At 72.6% G+C, this 17,018-nt stretch carries 17 protein-coding genes; 6 read left to right on the plus strand and 11 right to left on the minus strand.

Annotated features, from left to right (window positions below; all coding sequences use genetic code 11):
- Window positions 1–14 precede the first annotated feature (14 nt).
- On the plus strand, window positions 15–1,013 hold the full coding sequence (locus tag IEY98_RS18265) for a quinone-dependent dihydroorotate dehydrogenase (RefSeq protein ID WP_189211609.1): 999 nt from the start codon (window positions 15–17) through the stop codon (window positions 1,011–1,013).
- On the opposite strand, the gene IEY98_RS18270 is transcribed toward IEY98_RS18265, so the two are convergent.
- From IEY98_RS18270 to rimO, 8 genes are all read right to left on the minus strand, one after another.
- A complete protein-coding gene (locus IEY98_RS18270) occupies window positions 988–2,247 on the minus strand; it encodes a uracil-xanthine permease family protein (protein ID WP_189211610.1) in 1,260 nt (419 codons plus the stop codon). The two genes, IEY98_RS18265 and IEY98_RS18270, sit on opposite strands and share 26 nt — an antisense overlap.
- Before the next feature lie 95 nt (window positions 2,248–2,342).
- Window positions 2,343–2,564, minus strand: a complete 222-nt coding sequence (locus IEY98_RS18275) for a hypothetical protein (RefSeq protein WP_189211611.1) — start codon at window positions 2,562–2,564, stop codon at window positions 2,343–2,345.
- A gap of 86 nt (window positions 2,565–2,650) precedes the next feature.
- Window positions 2,651–3,424, minus strand: a complete 774-nt coding sequence (gene pspM, locus IEY98_RS18280) for a phage shock envelope stress response protein PspM (RefSeq protein ID WP_189211612.1) — start codon at window positions 3,422–3,424, stop codon at window positions 2,651–2,653.
- A 43-nt stretch (window positions 3,425–3,467) separates the two neighbouring features.
- Window positions 3,468–4,307: a PspA/IM30 family protein gene (locus IEY98_RS18285; RefSeq protein WP_189211878.1), complete on the minus strand. Its 840-nt coding sequence runs from the start codon at window positions 4,305–4,307 to the stop codon at window positions 3,468–3,470.
- Between the two features lie 291 nt (window positions 4,308–4,598).
- Entirely contained in the window at window positions 4,599–5,039 is a 441-nt protein-coding gene (locus IEY98_RS18290) for a helix-turn-helix domain-containing protein (RefSeq protein ID WP_189211613.1), read from the minus strand.
- Window positions 5,040–5,186: 147 nt separating this feature from the next.
- The gene (locus tag IEY98_RS18295) at window positions 5,187–5,681 is read right to left on the minus strand and encodes a CinA family protein (RefSeq protein ID WP_189211614.1); all 495 of its coding nucleotides are present in this window, start codon (window positions 5,679–5,681) and stop codon (window positions 5,187–5,189) included.
- A complete protein-coding gene (gene pgsA, locus IEY98_RS18300) occupies window positions 5,678–6,307 on the minus strand; it encodes a CDP-diacylglycerol--glycerol-3-phosphate 3-phosphatidyltransferase (protein ID WP_189211615.1) in 630 nt (209 codons plus the stop codon). Before pgsA ends, IEY98_RS18295 begins: the two co-directional genes overlap by 4 nt.
- Complete coding sequence (rimO, locus tag IEY98_RS18305; RefSeq protein ID WP_189211616.1) at window positions 6,304–7,725, minus strand: 30S ribosomal protein S12 methylthiotransferase RimO; 1,422 nt, start codon at window positions 7,723–7,725, stop codon at window positions 6,304–6,306. Before rimO ends, pgsA begins: the two co-directional genes overlap by 4 nt.
- Window positions 7,726–7,876: 151 nt before the next feature.
- Between rimO and IEY98_RS18310 the strand changes: the two genes are divergently transcribed.
- Window positions 7,877–8,866 carry a lysozyme family protein gene (locus tag IEY98_RS18310; RefSeq protein WP_189211617.1) on the plus strand — a complete coding sequence of 330 codons (990 nt, stop codon included), beginning with the start codon at window positions 7,877–7,879 and terminating at the stop codon, window positions 8,864–8,866.
- Between the two features lie 46 nt (window positions 8,867–8,912).
- On the opposite strand, the gene IEY98_RS18315 is transcribed toward IEY98_RS18310, so the two are convergent.
- Window positions 8,913–10,157: an acetyl-CoA C-acetyltransferase gene (locus tag IEY98_RS18315; RefSeq protein ID WP_189211618.1), complete on the minus strand. Its 1,245-nt coding sequence runs from the start codon at window positions 10,155–10,157 to the stop codon at window positions 8,913–8,915.
- Window positions 10,158–10,262: 105 nt separating this feature from the next.
- On the opposite strand from IEY98_RS18315, the gene IEY98_RS18320 reads away from it, so the two are divergent.
- Window positions 10,263–10,757: an amino-acid N-acetyltransferase gene (locus tag IEY98_RS18320; RefSeq protein WP_189211619.1), complete on the plus strand. Its 495-nt coding sequence runs from the start codon at window positions 10,263–10,265 to the stop codon at window positions 10,755–10,757.
- A gap of 132 nt (window positions 10,758–10,889) precedes the next feature.
- On the plus strand, window positions 10,890–11,342 hold the full coding sequence (locus IEY98_RS18325; protein WP_229787005.1) for a phospholipase: 453 nt from the start codon (window positions 10,890–10,892) through the stop codon (window positions 11,340–11,342).
- Between the two features lie 46 nt (window positions 11,343–11,388).
- Here IEY98_RS18325 and IEY98_RS32710 read toward each other — a convergent pair whose 3' ends face one another.
- Window positions 11,389–11,958: a DUF5684 domain-containing protein gene (locus IEY98_RS32710; protein WP_229787006.1), complete on the minus strand. Its 570-nt coding sequence runs from the start codon at window positions 11,956–11,958 to the stop codon at window positions 11,389–11,391.
- A gap of 117 nt (window positions 11,959–12,075) precedes the next feature.
- Window positions 12,076–14,451 carry a DNA translocase FtsK 4TM domain-containing protein gene (locus tag IEY98_RS18335; RefSeq protein ID WP_189211620.1) on the minus strand — a complete coding sequence of 792 codons (2,376 nt, stop codon included), beginning with the start codon at window positions 14,449–14,451 and terminating at the stop codon, window positions 12,076–12,078.
- A gap of 98 nt (window positions 14,452–14,549) precedes the next feature.
- Here IEY98_RS18335 and IEY98_RS18340 point away from each other — a divergent pair, with 98 nt between their 5' ends.
- Together IEY98_RS18340 and IEY98_RS18345 are read left to right on the plus strand one after the other, a co-directional pair.
- The gene (locus tag IEY98_RS18340) at window positions 14,550–15,374 is read left to right on the plus strand and encodes a lysophospholipid acyltransferase family protein (RefSeq protein ID WP_189211621.1); all 825 of its coding nucleotides are present in this window, start codon (window positions 14,550–14,552) and stop codon (window positions 15,372–15,374) included.
- A gap of 31 nt (window positions 15,375–15,405) precedes the next feature.
- Window positions 15,406–17,016, plus strand: coding sequence for a glycoside hydrolase family 13 protein (locus IEY98_RS18345; protein WP_189211622.1), 1,611 nt, complete (start codon window positions 15,406–15,408; stop codon window positions 17,014–17,016).
- Window positions 17,017–17,018 lie beyond the last annotated feature (2 nt).

Consider the following 17,018-nt stretch of genomic DNA (forward strand, 5'->3'; position numbering starts at 1 on the left):
GACACGATGGCCGCGTGGTGTACCAGCGACTGGTCCGGCGTGTCCTGTTCTCCCTCGGCAAGGGCGACCCCGAGGTCGCCCACGAGCGCACCGTGAAGGCGCTGGGGCGGCTCGCCCCGGCGATGCGCCCGCTGCGCGGCCTCTTCGGCCCGCACGCCGAGACCACCGCGTTCGGCCTGCGCTTCCCCGGCGTCGTCGGCCTGGCCGCGGGCATGGACAAGGACGGCCGCGCCCTGCGCGCCTGGCCCGGCCTGGGATTCGGCTTCGTCGAGGTCGGCACCGTCACCCGCCACCCGCAGCCGGGCAACCCGAAGCCGCGCATCTTCCGGCTGCCTGACGACCAGGCCGTGATCAACCGGATGGGCTTCAACAACGCGGGCGCGGACGCGCTCGCCGCCCGGCTGGCCGCCACCGGCCCGATCGGCGTGCCCATCGGGGTCAGCATCGGCAAGTCCAAGGTGACGCCGGTCGAGGACGCCGTCGACGACTACCTGCACTCGCTGCGCGTCCTCAAACCGCACGCCGACTACTTCGCCGTCAACGTCAGTTCGCCCAACACCCCCGGCCTGCGCGGCCTGCAGGACCGCGGCGCGCTCGACGAGCTCGTCGGCGCCCTGGCCGCCGAGGCCGACGGCACGCCGATCCTGGTCAAGATCGCCCCCGACCTCACCGACGACGCCATCGGCGAGGTCCTGCAGGTCTGCGCCGACCACGACGTCGACGGCCTCATCGCCACCAACACCACGCTCTCCCGCGAGGGCGCCACCGGCCCGCACCGGGACGAGGCGGGCGGCCTCAGCGGCCGTCCCCTCACCGAGCGCGCGCTGGAGGTCGTGGGGTTCGTCGCCAAGGAGAGCGACCTGCCGGTGATCGGCGTCGGCGGCATCATGACCGCCGACGACGCCCTGCGCATGCTCGACGCGGGCGCGCGGCTGGTGCAGCTCTACACCGGGTTCATCTACTCCGGACCCGCGCTCGTCCGGGCGATCAATCGCGCGACCGCAGCGCGCTGAGCTTGCGCAGCAGCGGGTACAGCACGACGACGATCAGCGAGCCCCAGGCGATGCCCTCCAGGCGCATCCCGCCGACGCTCAACGTCAGGTTGCCCACGCCCGCCACGACCGCGGCGGCGACGACCATCAGCGTCACCGGCTCGGTGAAGTCGACCCGGTTGGCCTGCCAGATCCGCACGCCCAGCAGGCCGATCATGCCGTAGAGCAGGATGGTCGCCCCGCCGAGCACGCCGTCGGGCACCGTGTTGATCAGCGCGCCGAACTTCGGCACCAGGGACAGCACGAGCGCCACGAGCGCGGCCACGGCGTAGGCGGCCGTCGAGTACACCCGGGTCGCGGCCATGACGCCGATGTTCTCCGCGTACGTCGTGGTGCCCGACCCGCCGCCCGCGCCCGCGAGCGAGGTCGCCAGGCCGTCGGCGATGAGCGCGTCGCCCACGCTGCCGTCAAGGTTGCGCCCGGTCACCGCGCCGACCGCCTTGACGTGCCCCACGTTCTCCGCGACCAGCACGATCACGACCGGGATCACCAGCAGGATCTCCGACGGCCGCAGCATCGGCGCGGTGAACTCCGGCAGCCCGAACCACGGCGCGGCGGCCAGCGCGTCGACCCGCTGGGCGTCCAGGCCGCCGGTCAGCGCCGCCACGACCCACCCGGCCAGCACGCCGACCAGGATGGACATCCGCGACAGCATCCCCCGGCCCACGACCGCGCAGACCAGCACGACGCCGAGCGTCAGCACCGCGATCAGCGGCTGCTTGGCGAACGACCCGGTCGCCACCGGGGCGAGGTTCAGTCCGATGAGGAGCACGACGGCCCCGGTGACCACGGGCGGCATGACCGAGTCCAGCAGCCGCACGCCCAGCGCCTTCACCGCGACGCCGACGCCGATGAGCAGCAGGCCCGCGGTCAGCACGATCCCCAACTGGACGGCCAGCCCGCTTTCCTTGGCGGCCAACAGCGGCGCGATGAACGCGAACGACGACCCGAGGTAGCTGGGCACCCGGTTGCGGGTGATGACCAGGAAGAGCAGTGTGCCCACCCCGGAGAACAGCAGCGTGGTGGTCACCGGGAAACCCGTGAGCGCGGGCACGAGCACCGTCGCGCTGAACATCGCGGCCACGTGCTGCAGCCCGAGTCCGATGGTCAGCGGCCAGCTCAGCCGCTCATGGGGCGCGACGACCTCGCCGTCCCGCACACGCCGACCGTCTCCGTGCACGGACCACAAAGTCAACGTCCACCCTCCACCGCGCCCGTCTGGTTCGCAGCATGGTGCCACAGCAAGTAGTCGCCAAGTCGATACGACACCGTGATGTTTACCTGAATGCCCTAGCGCGCTCCGCCGACAGCCCAGGACAGTGCCAGCGCGTAAGGGTCGTAGGTGTCCGATCGGCCCGCCGCGATCCACTCGACGGCCGCGTCGAGCAGCCGGGCGGCCCAGCCCCGGTCGATCCCGTTCGCCGTGATCGCCGCCCAGTACCGGTCCTCGTGCGCGGGCATCGCGGCCACACGGTCGCGCACAACCGGCCTCAACTCGGCTTCGGTGTACATGGGCGACGTCCTCTCCAAGGGGTCTATACAGAAAAGACGCCGCAACCCCGTGAAGGTGACGCGCGGGCGCGGTGTGAGCCGCGACCCTATCCGGTGTGCGGGGACAGCTCGCGCAGAGCCACGGCCAGGGCGGCGAGGTGGTCGGTGGCGTCGGCGAGGTCGTGGCGCGGCGCGGCGCCGGTCGACGCGGCCAGGACGCGGCCCGCGGCGGCGAGCAGGGCGCAGTAGCCCTCGACGCCCTCCTGCAGCTGCGTCCGCAGGCTGAGGACGCCCGCGGTGAGCGCGGCGCGGTCCGCGGCGGGCGCGTGGTCGCGGGCCCGCTCGACGGCCTGCAGCTGGGCCGAGACCGCGCGCAACGCCTCGGCGGCCTCCGCGCCGGTGCGGCGGGAGTGCTCGACGGACTCCGGCGGCACCAGCGCGCCCCGGCTGAGCTGGGCGAGCAACTCGCGCAGCGTGTCCTCGGCGTCGGCGAGCCTGCGCATGGGCTCGCGGGCCTGGGAGTCCGGCGGCGGCAGCGCCACCGGCACCCGGGCGGCCTCCGGCAGCGGCTCGCGGTGCAGCCGCCAGGTCCGCACGCCGGAGGCGATCGCGGCCACCCCGGACACCACGGCCGTTCCGATCAGGATCGGCACCGACGCGCCGGGGTTGGCGGCCGCGGCCTCCACGACCACCGCCCCGGTGCCGGTGGCCAGGCCGGTGCCCGTCCACGCCGTGGTGGTCCGCACCGCGCGGCGCCGCCTGCGCAGCGCCCGGGCGCGCGGGTCGCGCCACCGGGCGATGCGGGCCTGCACCTTGGTGACCGCGTCCACGTGCTTGGTGGCGAGGTCGGCGATGCGGATCAGCTCACGCTTGTAGCTCACTGCCGACCCCCTCCCCGGTGCGCGCTAGTCGGTCGAGTGCGTGCTAGTTGTTCGACTGCGGGTTGGCCTGCCGCTCCTGGGCGACCCGCTGGGCGATCTCGGCCTCGATGTTGCCCGGCGTGGGCTGGGCGGCCTGGCCGCCGGTGACCTGCGGGGCCTGCCCGCCGGACATCGACGCGCGGATCTGGTCGAGGCGCGAGCGGCCCGCCATCTCCGTCGTGCTGGCCTGGACCTCCATCATCCGGCCCTGCACGGAGTTCTGGGCCAGCTCGGCCGAGCCCAGCGCGGTGGCGTAGCGGCGCTCGATCTTCTCCCGGACCTCCTCCAGCGAGGGGGTGTTGCCCGGCGCGGCGAGCTCGCTCATCTGGTTCAGCGAGCGGGAGACCTGCTCCTGCATCTTGGCCTGCTCCAGCTGGCTGAGCAGCTTGGTGCGCTCGGCGAGCTTGTTCTGCAGGACCATCGCGTTGCGCTCGACGGCCTGCTTGGCCTGCGCCGCGGCCTGCAGCGCCTGGTCGTGCAGCGTCTTGAGGTCCTCGATGCCCTGCTCGGCGGTGACCAGCTGGGTGGCGAAGGACTGGGCGGCCGTCTCGAACTGGGTCGCCTTCTGCTCGTCGCCCTTGGCGCGGGCCTCGTCGGCCAGCACGAGCGCCTGGCGGGCCGATGCCTGCAGCTTCTCCACCTCGCCGAGCTGGCGGTTGAGCTTCATCTCCAGCTGGCGCTGGTTGCCGATGACGGCCGCGGCCTGCTGCGAGAGCGCTTGGTGCTGGCGCTGCGCGTCCTCGATGGCCTGCTGGATCTGCACCTTGGGGTCCGCGTGCTCGTCGATCTTCGACGAGAACGAGGCCATCAGGTACTTCCAGAACTTCACGAACGGGTTGGCCATCTCCTCCGCCTGCCTTCTCACGACTGTCGGTTCACTCGGATAAGTCGCCGCCTGACCTTCCGATGAAACGGCAACGTCCCGGCACCCTGGTGGGTTCCATCGTGTCAGGTGGGCCCAGGCCGTTCCACCGGACCCGGACAATTTCCGGGATCATCTCCGGGCTGCCCGGGACCGGGGTCCGGGACATCCCTGACCCCTCACCCACGGTAACCGGTGAACGGGCCGAACGCGGCGCGTCCGCCGAACCGGGGACGGTTCGGCGGACGCGAAGTGCGCACGGCGGGAGAACGGCTACGCGGCCACGAACGCCCGCGCGCCGCCGAGTGAGTCGATGGAGTGCAGGGCGGGCTGGAGCCGGAGATCGGCCAGGCTGTCGCCGACGACGGCGGGCACGAGCCTGCCGCCCTCGATGGCGGCGCGGGCGCCCGCGTCGCTGTGCTCGGGCGCGGAGCGCGCCTCGGCGGGGACCTGCTCCGGCACGCCGTGCTCGACCGAGGTGAGCGCGCCGATGTCGGAGGCGACATGCGACATCAGCTCGGCCAGCGGCAGGTCGAGCGCGTCGCAGATGGCGGCGAGCAGCTCGCTGGACGCCTCCTTGCGGCCGCGTTCGACCTCGGAGAGGTAACCGAGGCTGACCCGCGCCGACCGGGACACCTCCCGCAGGGTGCGGCGCTGGTTGGTCCGGGTGTGGCGCAGCCGATCACCGATGGCCTCGCGCAGCAGCACGGTCATCGCACACCTCCTTCCTCCGACAGTTACTCATCACGTTACCCAGAGGCACTGACATGTCGCACGGCCTTCCCACGGCGTACGCCAAGAGCGAACACCCCGGTCGACCTCGCTGTTCCCCACCCCCGGGCACCGAGAGTGACCCGAACCTCACTCGATGATCGCATCCAGGTCGTCCTCGATGAGGCCCAGCGCCGCCCGGACGGCGGCCGCCCTGACCTCGTCGCGGGTCCCGGTCGCCCGCAGCAGCGAGACCAGTCCGCCGCGCGGGGACTCCAGCGCAACGAACACCGTGCCCGCGGGCACGCCGTCCTGCGGCCCCGGCCCGGCCACGCCGGTCAGCCCGAGCCCGATGGTGGCCCCGCAGCGGGCCCTGGCGCCCGCGGCGAGCGCCGCGGCGACCTCGGAGTCGACCGGCCCGCGCTCGGCCAGCAGCCGGGGGTCCACGCCCGCCAGCGACGCCTTGAGGTCCGTCCCGTAGACCACGAGCCCGCCCCGCACGACCGCGCTGGACCCGGGCACGGTGGTCAGCACCGCGGTCAGCAGCCCCGCGGTCAGCGACTCGGCGGCGGCGACGGTCTCCCCGCGCTCGGCCAGCGTGCGCACCAGCGCGGCGACCTGCTCGGCCGGGACTCCCGGGATCACGCGACCGCGCGCTTCCCCCGGGCCCGCAGCCGCACGGCGCGCACGGCGTAGTCGACGCCGGTGACGACGGTGAGCGCGATCGCCGCGCCCATCACCACCCAGGCCACGACGTGCAGGAACCCCGGCAGCGGCACCAGGAACAGCCCGATGGCCACGACCTGGAGCAGCGTCTTGAGCTTGCCGCCGCGGCTGGCCGGGATCACCCCGTGCCGGATCACCCAGAACCGCAGCAGCGTCACCCCGACCTCGCGCACCGCGATGACGACCGTGACCCACCACGGCAGCTCGCCCAGGACGCTGAGCCCGATCAGCGCGGCGCCGGTGAGCGCCTTGTCCGCGATCGGGTCGGCGATCTTGCCGAAGTCGGTGATGAGCCCGTGGCGGCGCGCCAGCCTGCCGTCGACGTGGTCGGTGATCGACGCGACGGCGAAGACGAACGCGCTGGTCCAGCGCCAGAAGTCGCCGCCTGCGAACAGGGCGAGCAGGAACACCGGGACGAGCGCGAGCCTGCTCAGCGTGAGCAGGTTGGCGATGTTGAGCACCGGGACGTGCGTCGGCACCGGGGCGGGCACCGGGGGCGCTGGCCGGGTGGCCGCGTCCTCGCCCTCGGTGGGCACGGCGCTCACGTCCTCGGGACCAGCGCGCGGGCGCGCACGATCAGGTCGACGCCCTCGCTGTCGACGACCTCGCCGACCACGAGGTCGCCCACGGACAGGCCGGTGGCCGCGATGTCGCCGTCGACCAGCACGCACTCGCCGTCGACCTCGGGGGCCTGGTGGGCGGCGCGGCCCGCGCAGTCGTCCTCGTCGGACTCGGCGCGCTCGACCAGCACGACGACCTCGTCGCCGACGCGGTCCTCGGCGCGCTGGGCGGTCAGCTCCTCGGCCAGCTCGCTGATCCGGGCCACGCGCGCGGCGATGACGTCGGCGGGCAGCTTGCCGGGCAGGCCCTCGGCCTCGGTGCCGTCCTCGTCGGAGTAGCCAAACACGCCGACGGCGTCCAGGCGCGCCTCGGTGAGGAAGCGGGCCAGCTCGTCCACGTCGGCGTCGGTCTCGCCGGGGAAGCCGACGATGACGTTGCTGCGGATGCCCGCGTCCGGGGCGTGCTCGCGGATGCGCTTGACCAGGTCGAGGAAGGACTCGGTGTTGCCGAAGCGGCGCATGCGGCGCAGCACGGGCTCGCTGGCGTGCTGGAACGACATGTCGAAGTACGCGGCGACGCCCGGGGTGGTGGCGATGGCGGCGACCAGCGACGGCTTGGTCTCGGCGGGCTGCAGGTAGCTGACCCGGACGCGGTCGATCCCGGGGACGGCGCCCAGCCGGGCCAGCAGCGGCTCCAGCGCGCCGGACGGGCCGAGGTCCTTGCCGTAGGAGGTGGAGTTCTCGCTGACCAGGACCAGCTCGCGCACGCCCTGCTCGGCCAGCCACCGGGCCTCGGCGACGATCTCGTCGGGCCTGCGGGAGACGAACGAGCCGCGGAAGCTGGGGATCGCGCAGAACGAGCAGCGCCGGTCGCAGCCGGAGGCGATCTTCAGCGAGGCGACCGGCGAGTCGTCGAGGCGCTTGCGCAGCACGCGCGGGCCCCAGGCGTGGCCGGGCACGGCGACGTCGCTGTCCTGCCGCTCGACGGGGGTGATGGGCAGCAGGGTGCGCCGGTCGACCGGGGTGTGCGATGCCACGGCGTGGCCCGCGACCACGTCGCCGAGGCGTTCTGCGAGGTCGGGGTAGGCGTCGAAGCCCAGGACGGCGCTGGCCTCCGGCAGGCTCTCGGCCAGCTGGGCGCCGTAGCGCTCGGCCATGCAGCCCACGGCGACGACCTTCGCGCCGGTGTCGGCGGCGGCGAGCAGGGTGTCGATGGAGTCCTTCTTGGCCTGCTCGACGAAGCCGCAGGTGTTGACCACGATGACCTCGGCGCCGTCGTCGGCGTCGGTCAGCTCCCATCCGCCGTCGGCGAGCCTGCCCGCCAGTTCCTCGGAGTCGACCTCGTTTCGGGCACAACCGAGGGTGAGCAGGGCGACACGGCGCGACGCGGGCGGAGTGGACACGGCTCAAAGGGTAGCCGCGCTCCTTCGGCGCGGGCGTATCCGGCGGTCATAGGCACCCGATGACAAAGCCCCGGTGTCGGATTCGTCACCGGATTGCGGGGTTTTCCAGCGGGTCTGGGATCACGTCGCGCGATCGGGCAGGGTGCGCTTCATGGGCAAACACCGTCGCACCCGCACCCGGGCCCCGTTCGTCGCGATGCCGCTGGTGGCGGTGCCGGTCGCGGTCGCGCTGCTGGGCGCTGGCGAGGACGTCCCGGTGCCCGCGGCCGCCGCGCAGCCGATCGCCTACGGGGCCGACGGCACGCTCGCCGACGGGCACGGGCCCGCGGCGGTGGAGGTGGTGCCGGTGCCGCCGGGGACGTCCGCGATCCCGCCGGTGGCCCTTCGCGGGTACGCGAAGGCGGCGGAGCTGGTGGGCCGGACGCACCCGGAATGCGGCCTGACGTGGCCGCTGCTGGCCGCGATCGGCCAGGCCCAGACGGGCCACGCCGCGGCGACCGGGCTCGACGACGACGGCGACACGATCATCCCGTCCCTCGGCCCGGTGCTGGACGGCTCGGCGGGCCGCGCGCGGATCCCGGACACCGACGGCGGGGTGTGGGACGGCGACGCCCGCTGGGACCGCGCGGTGGGCCCGATGCGCCTGCTGCCGTCGGTGTGGTCCGAGCACGGCCGCGACGCCTCCGGGGACGGGGTGGCGATCCCCCACAACGTGGCCGACGCGGCGTTGGGGGTGGGGCGGTATCTGTGCGCCACCGGGGCGGACCTGAGCACGCCCGGGGATGTCGCGGACGCGGTGTACCGGTTCCACGGGACGTCGGAGTTCGTGGCGACGGTGTTGTCCTGGCGGAACGCCTTCGATCCCGGGCAGGCGATGACGACGTCCGCTGCCGCCGGACCGACGACGTCGGCGAAGCCCGCGGCCCCGAAGCCGCCCGCTGCCCAGGCCCCCGCGCCTCGGCCGCCAGCACCTCAGGCTCCCGCGCCGCAGGCCCCCGCCCCGCAGGCACCCGCCGCGAAGGCCCCGGCGCCGACGCAGCGCCCGCCTGCGCCCGCTCCCGCCCCTGCGCCCGCTCCCTCGGACGGCCAGCTGCCGGGCGAGGAGTGGTACGAGTGGGGCAAGTGGCTGCCCGGCCGATAGTCGGAGGGGTGCAGGCCGGAAGGCGCAGCGAGCAAGCCGCCTCCGGTCAGCGGGCGGGCGTCCGCTCGAAGATCGCGGCCAGGCCCTGGCCGCCGCCGATGCACATCGTCTCCAGCGCGTAGCGGGACTCGCGGCGGTCCAGCTCGCGCAGCAGGGTGGCCAGGATCCGGGCGCCGGTCGCGCCCAGGGGGTGGCCCAGGGAGATGCCGGAGCCGTTGACGTTGACGCGCGCCCAGTCGGCGTCGGTGAGGTTCCACTCGCGGGCGACGGCCAGGACCTGGGCGGCGAAGGCCTCGTTGAGCTCGATGAGGTCCATGTCCGCCAGGGTCAGGCCCGCGCGGTCGAGGGCGCGGGCGGTGGCGGGGACCGGGCCGATGCCCATGGTCGACGGCGGCGTGCCCGCGACCGCCCAGGAGACCAGGCGGGCCAGGGGGCGCAGGCCCAGCTCGGCGGCGCGCTCCGGCGTGGTGACGACGCAGGCGGCGGCGCCGTCGTTCTGGCCGCTGGCGTTGCCCGCGGTGACCGTCGCCTCCGGGTCGGTGCGGCCCATGATCGGCTTGAGCGCGGCCAGGGCGTCGAGGTCGGCGTCGGGGCGGGGGTGTTCGTCGCGGTCGACGACGGTGTCGCCCCGGCTGCCGTCGGGGCGCTTGGGGGCGCGCTTGGCGGGGACGGTCACCGGGACGATCTCGTCGGTGAAGCGGCCCGCCTCGATGGCGGCGACGGCGCGCTGGTGGGAGCGGAGGGCCAGCTCGTCCTGCTCGGCGCGGGGGATGCGGTACTCGCGGCGGAGGTTCTCGGCGGTCTCGACCATGCCGCCGGGGACCGGGTGGTTGACGCCGCCCGCGGTGACGCGGGCGCGGGCGAGGCGGTCGTGCAGCTCGACGCCCGTGCCCTTGACGCCCCAGCGCATGGCGGTCGAGTAGAACTCGACCTGGCTCATGTTCTCCGCGCCGCCGGCGATCAGCAGGTCGTTGGCGCCGGTCTGGACGCGCATGGCGGCGTCGATCACGGCCTGCAGTCCGGAGCCGCAGCGGCGGTCGACCTGCAGGCCGGGGACGGTGACCGGCAGGCCCGCGTCGAGGGCGGCGACCCGGCCGATGGCGGGCGCGTCGCCGTTGGGGTGGCACTGCCCGAAGACCACGTCCTCGACCAGCGCGGGATCGAGACCGGTGCGGTCCAGCAGCGCGCGCAGCACGGTGGCGGCCAGCTCGGTGACGCCGACGCCCGCGAACACGCCGCCGAAGCGGCCCACCGGGGTGCGGACCGGTTCGCAGATGACCGCCTCGCGCATGGCACTCCCTCACGTCCTCGTCGACTGCCGGTGATTAAACCGGCAGCGCGCGGACCCGGGTATTGACGATGACCGGGATCTCACCGAGGGCTATGTTCACCTCTCGTGAAACCGCTGGTACGCCGCGCGCGGACGGCAGACGTCCGGCCCGTGAAGGCCATAGTCGACCAGTACGTCGGCAAGGTGCTGCTCGCCAAGGAACTGGTGACGCTCTACGAGGACGTGCAGGAGTTCTGGGTCGCCGAGCTCGACGGGCGCATCGTCGGCTGCGGGGCGCTGCACGTGCTCTGGGAGGACATCGCCGAGATCCGCACGATCGCGGTCACCCCGGACGCGCTCGGCTCGGGGGTCGGGCACGCGCTGGTGGCCAAGCTGATCGAGGTGGCGCGCGAGCTGGGCCTGGCGCGGATCTTCGTGCTGACCTTCGAGACCGAGTTCTTCGGCAGGCACGGGTTCGTCGAGATCGACGGCACGCCGGTCACGCCGGAGGTGTACGAGGAGATGCGGCGGTCGGCGGACGAGGGCGTCGCGGAGTTCCTGGACCTGCCCTACGTCAAGCCGAACACCTTGGGCAACACCCGCATGCTGCTTGAGCTCTAGTCGGGAGTGGACGGGAGTTCACCGACATTTCGGGCACGCTGGCCCGAACGGTGGTGTTCCGGACGTGGCAGATGGTGCGTAATTGTCACACCGAGCCCCTCGACCCGGGCTCCCCTCACTCCTGGAGGAGTCGTGGCCACGTCAACCCTGCGTCGTGCCGCCCGCGGAGCGATCGCCTCCGTCACCGCCGCCACCGCGATCGTGATGGGCGCGGGCACCGCGTCCGCCGAGCTGAGCCCGACCCAGCTGCGCTCGACGACCGACAACTACCTGTTCTCGCAGTCGTTGAGCCAGTTCCAGCAGACCCGCGCGGCGCGGCCGTACGCGAGCCAGCTGGACTGGTCGTCGGACGGGTGCTCGAACTCGCCGGACAACCCGTTCGGGTTCAACTTCGTGCGCGCCTGCTACCGCCACGACTTCGGCTACCGCAACTACAAGCGGCAGGGCCGGTTCACCGAGTCCACCCGGCTCTCGATCGACAACAAGTTCAAGAGCGACCTCTACACGATCTGCGGCACGCACTGGGGCTGCAGGCGCACCGCGGACGTCTACTACTCCGCCGTCCGCCAGTTCGGCAACAGCTGACCGGGGACGACAAGGGGCCGCGGTCGACACCGCGGCCCCTTTCGCGTCACTGGTTGTACGGCGGCGGGTAGCCACCCTGCTGGGGATAGCCGCCCTGCTGCGGGTAGCCCTGCTGGGGGTAGCCGCCCTGCTGGGGATAGCCGGGCTGCTGGTAGCCGCCCTGGGGGTAACCGGCGGGCGCGTAGCCGGGCTGCTGGCCCGGGTAGCCGCCCTGGTGCTGGTGGAACGTCGGCGACGCGGCCGGGCCGACGTAGCGGGCGCTGCCGAAGCCCAGCATGAGGAACCCGATGTACGGGAACAGGATCAGCACGACGGCGAACCCGCCGCCCTTGCCGAAGCTCTTGGCCAGGTCGATGATCAGGATGATCGCGATCACGACGTTGACGAGCGGGATGAACAGCAGCAGCAGCCACCATCCCGGCCTGCCGGTGATCTTGAGCATGATGTAGGTGTTGTAGAACGGCACGATGGCCGCCCAGCCCGGCTGGCCCGCCTTGGTGAACGTCTTCCACACCGCGGCGATCATGATCACGGTGAGCAGCAGGCCGACGCCCGCCATCGCGATGATGAGGCCCCACGGCACGTCCGCCGCCGTGTAGGTGACCTGGTAGTCCACTCTTTCCTCCCCTGCGCGCGTGCGCACTCCGCACGCCGACCGGGGTATCAATCCGGAATGGACGCCGCCACGCCACCGGTTCGCGCAGGTCGTTAGCCGTTCGTGACTAACCGGACCTCAGTCCTGCGCCGCGGGCCCGCCCCGGATCGTCCACAGCACGTTCTCCAGCTCGTCGGGCTTGATCAGCACCTCGCGGGCCTTGGAGCCCTCGGACGGGCCGACGACGCCGCGGGTCTCCAGCAGGTCCATCAGCCGCCCTGCCTTGGCGAACCCGACGCGCAGCTTGCGCTGCAGCATCGACGTCGAGCCGAACTGCGAGGTGACGATCAGCTCGGTGGCCTGCAGCAGCAGGTCGAGGTCGTCGCCGATGTCGGGGTCGATCTCGCGGGCCTCGCCCTGCTTGGCCGCGGTGACGCCCTCGGTGTAGTCCGGCTGCGCCTGCTCCTTGGTGAACGCCACGATCGCGGCGATCTCCTCGTCGCTGACGAACGCGCCCTGGATGCGGATCGGCTTGGACGCGCCCATCGGCAGGTACAGCCCGTCGCCCATGCCGATCAGCTTCTCCGCGCCCGGCTGGTCGAGGATGACCCGCGAGTCGGTGAGCGAGGACGTGGCGAACGCCAGCCGCGACGGCACGTTCGTCTTGATCAGGCCGGTCACGACGTCGACCGAGGGCCGCTGCGTGGCGAGCACCAGGTGGATCCCGGCGGCGCGGGCCTTCTGCGTGATGCGCACGATCGCGTCCTCGACGTCGCGCGGCGCGGTCATCATCAGGTCGGCCAGCTCGTCGACGATGGCGAGGATGTAGGGGTACGGTCGGTACTCGCGCTCGCTGCCGGGCGGCGCGGTGATCTCGCCGGACTTGACCTTGCGGTTGAAGTCGTCGATGTGGCGGACCCGGTTGGCCTGCATGTCCTGGTAGCGCTGCTCCATCTCCTCGACCAGCCAGGTCAGCGCCGCCGCCGCCTTCTTCGGCTGGGTGATGATGGGCGTGATCAGGTGCGGGATGCCCTCGTACGGGGTCAGCTCGACCATCTTCGGGTCGATGAGGATCATTCTGACCTCGTCCGGCGTGGCCCTGGCCAGCAGCGACACCAGCATCGAGTTGACGAAGCTGGACTTGCCCGACCCGGTCGAGCCCGCGCACAGCAGGTGCGGCATCTTGGCCAGGTTCGCGGTGATCATGTGGCCCTCGATGTCCTTGCCGAGGCCGACCACCATGGGGTGGGTGTCGCTGACGGCGGTGGCCGAGCGCAGCACGTCGCCGAGGCGGACCATCTCGCGGTCGCTGTTGGGCACCTCGATGCCGACCGCGGACTTGCCCGGGATGGGCGCGAGCAGCCGGACGTTGTCGGTGGCCACGGCGTAGGCGATGTTCTTGGTCAGCGCGGTGATCTTCTCGACCTTGACGCCGGGGCCCAGCTCGACCTCGTAGCGGGTCACCGTCGGGCCGCGGGTGAACCCGGTGACCTGCGCGTCGATGGAGAACTGCTCCAGCACGCCGCTGATCGCCTCGATCATCGCGTCGTTGGCCCGGCTGCGCGCCTTGGGCGCGTCGCCGACCTTGAGGACCGTCGGGTCGGGCAGCGCGTAGTCGCCGTCGACGACCCGCGTGACCGTCATCTCGACGGGCTTCTCCCTGACCTGCGGGGTCTCCTTGACCTGCGGCCTCGGCTCGGCGCGCTTGGGCGGCTCGGGCTCGTCCAGCGGCAGTTCGGTCTGCTCGACGGCCTTGCGCGGGCGGCGCTTGCGCACCGGCTCCGGCTCCGGTTCCTGCTCGGCCAGCGGCTCGGGTTCGGCGACCGGCTCCATGCCCAGGTCGCGCAGCCGGTTCGGGATCTCCCGGATGGGCGTGCCGGTGAAGACGAGCACGCCGAAGCCCAGCAGCAGCACCAGGACCGGGATCGCGACCCACGAGGTGACGCCCTTGGCGAGCAGACCGCCGGACAGATAGCCCAGCACACCACCGGCGTACATGCGGCCCTCGTTGTCGGCGGGCAGGTCGCTGAACACGTGCAGGATGCCCAGCAGCGCCAACAGCATCAGCAGCGCCCCGACGACGAACCGGGGCCGCTTCTCCGGCGTCGGGTCCGAGCGCATCAGCCCGACGCCGATGACGAGCAGCACCAGCGGCAGCGCCGTGGTGAGCGCGCCGACGACCGTCCGCACGCCGATCTCCAGCCAGTTGCCGACCGGACCGGCGGCGTGCCACCACACGGCCGCGCCGAGCACGACGCCGACGGCGATCAGCGCGAAGCCGAGCCCGTCGCGGCGGTGCGCCGGGTCCAGCTCCTTGGTGCGGCCGACCGCGCGGGCGACCGAGCCGACGCCCTTGGACAGCAGACCCCACCCGCCCGCGAGCACGCCGGGCCGCTTGGCGACGGGCTTGCGCGCCGCCGGTTTGCGCGCCGCGGGCTTCCTCGGCGCGGGCTTGCGGGCCGCTGGCCTGCCCTGGCGCGCGCCGCCCTTGCTGGATGTCGTCTTCCCGGCCATACCGAACACGGTAGCCCGCCCGTCCCTCGCGCCCCACCAGCAACTCCGGCCCCGAACCCGGGGCGGACGCGCGCGGCGGGGCGTGCGATGCTCCGACCATGGTTGCGCTACATGGGGGTGCGGACGAGCCGACACGCCGCACGGCCGACGTTCCGCGGCTGTGGCGGGCGTTGACCAAGGTCGACCGGGGCGTGGTCCGGCTGCTCGGCAGGCTGGAGATCAGCGGCGAGTTCCCCGCGCACCTGCGCGGCAGGCCGGTGCTGGTGGCCGCCAACCACATCGGGATGTTCGACCCGTTCGTGCTGATCGCCGCGTGCGACCGGATCGGGCTGCCGCCGAAGTTCATGCTGACCGCGGGCCTGCTGGACGCCCCGGTGCTGGGCAACGCGCTGCGCGCCAGCGGGCACCTGCGGGTCGACCGGGGCAAGGCGAACGTCGCCGAGGCGTTCGACCGCGCGGTCGACGCGCTGCGCACGGCCCGCTCGCCGCTGCTGGTGTACCCGGAGGGCCGGGTGAGCCGGGAGCCGGGGCTGTGGCCGGAGCGCGGCAAGACGGGCGTGGCGCGGATGGCGCTGTCCGGGAACGTGCCGGTGGTGACGATCAGCCAGTGGGGCGCGCACGAGGCCGTGTACTGGGGCACCGAGGTCGTCTCGGGCTGGTCGGACGTCAAGCCGCTGCTGGTGTCCTCGCTGCGCTCGATCGTCTCGCCCCGGGTGTTCAAGGTGCACTTCGGCGGCGAGGTGGACCTGTCGGACCTCTCGGCGAGCAGGCCGGGCGACGCCATGCGGGCGCACACCCGGATCATGCGCGCGATCACCGCCGATCTGGTCACGCTGCGCGCCGACGAGCCCGACGTGCCGCGGTTCTACGACCCGACCCGACCGACCGACTCCAAGAGCCCCTGGCGGCCGGTGTCGTCTTGACCGCTTCAGAGTCCCGTGGTGGCATGGCGGGATGACCGGTTCCTGGTGGAAGTCCGCAGTCGTCTACCAGATCTACCCGCGCAGCTTCTCCGACTCCGACGGCGACGGGGTCGGCGACCTGCGCGGCATCGAGGAGCGGCTGGACTACCTGTCCGCGCTCGGCGTCGACGTGCTGTGGCTGTCGCCGGTGTACCCGTCGCCGCAGGACGACGCCGGGTACGACATCAGCGACTACCAGGACATCGATCCGGTGTTCGGCACGCTGGACGACTTCGACCGGCTCCTGTCTGGCGTGCACGCGCGCGGCATGAAGCTGATCATGGACCTGGTCGTCAACCACACCTCCGACGAGCACCCGTGGTTCCGCGCGAAGCGCGACTGGTACTGGTGGCGGCCCGCCCGCCCGGGCATGACCCCGGGCACGCCGGGCGCCGAGCCGACGAACTGGCGCTCGTTCTTCTCCGGCCCCGCGTGGGAGTACGACGAGGAGTCCGGCGAGTACTACCTGCACCTGTTCTCCCGCAAGCAGCCGGACCTGAACTGGGAGAACCCCGAGGTCCGCCAGGCCATCTACGCGATGATGCGCTGGTGGCTCGACCGCGGCGTCGACGGCTTCCGCATGGACGTCATCAACATGATCTCCAAGGACCCGGCCCTGCCCGACGGTCCCGGCGGCGACGGCTCGGCGTTCTACCTCTGCGGGCCGCGCATCCACGAGTTCCTGCAGGAGATGCACCGCGAGGTGTTCGCGGGCCGTGAGCGCGAGCTGCTGACCGTCGGCGAGATGCCGGGCGTCACCGTCGACCAGGCCGTGCTGTTCACCGACCCGGCCCGCGGCGAGGTCGACATGGTGTTCCAGTTCGAGCACGTGAACATCGACCACGGTCCGTCCAAATGGGACATCAAGCCGCTTGACCTGGTGGCGCTCAAGGCGACGATGAACCGCTGGCAGGCGGGGCTGGCCTCGGTCGGCTGGAACAGCCTGTACTGGAACAACCACGACCAGCCCCGCGTGGTGTCGCGCTACGGCGACGGCAGCCCGCTGGCGGCGAAGGCGCTGGGCACGGTCCTGCACCTGCACCGCGGCACGCCCTACATCTACCAGGGCGAGGAACTGGGCATGACCAACGCGCCCTTCGAGACCATCGCCGACTTCCGCGACATCGAGTCGATCAACCACTACGCCGAGGCGGGCCCGTCGGCGCTGCCCGCCCTGCGCGCGAGGGGCCGGGACAACGCGCGCACGCCGATGCAGTGGGACGCCTCCCCGCACGCCGGGTTCACCACGGGCACGCCGTGGATCGCGGCCAACCCCAACCACAAGGAGATCAACGCCGCCGATGCGGTGTCCGACCCCGATTCGGTGTTCCACCACTACCGCAGGCTGATCGACCTCCGGCACACCGAGCCGTGCGTGGTCCACGGCGACTTCACGCTCCTCCTGCCCGACGACCCGAGCGTCTACGCGTTCACGCGCTCGTACGAGGGCACTGAGCTGCTGGTCATGGCCAACCTGAGCGCCGAGCCCGCGCAGGCCGCGATCGATCCGGCCTGGCTGGACGCCGAACTCGTGCTCGCCACCCTGCCGGACGAGCGTTCGACGACGCTGCGCCCGTGGGAGGCACGCGTTTACCGTCGGTGAAG

This window comes from Actinokineospora fastidiosa (assembly GCF_014648415.1).
GTDB lineage: Bacteria > Actinomycetota > Actinomycetes > Mycobacteriales > Pseudonocardiaceae > Actinokineospora > Actinokineospora fastidiosa.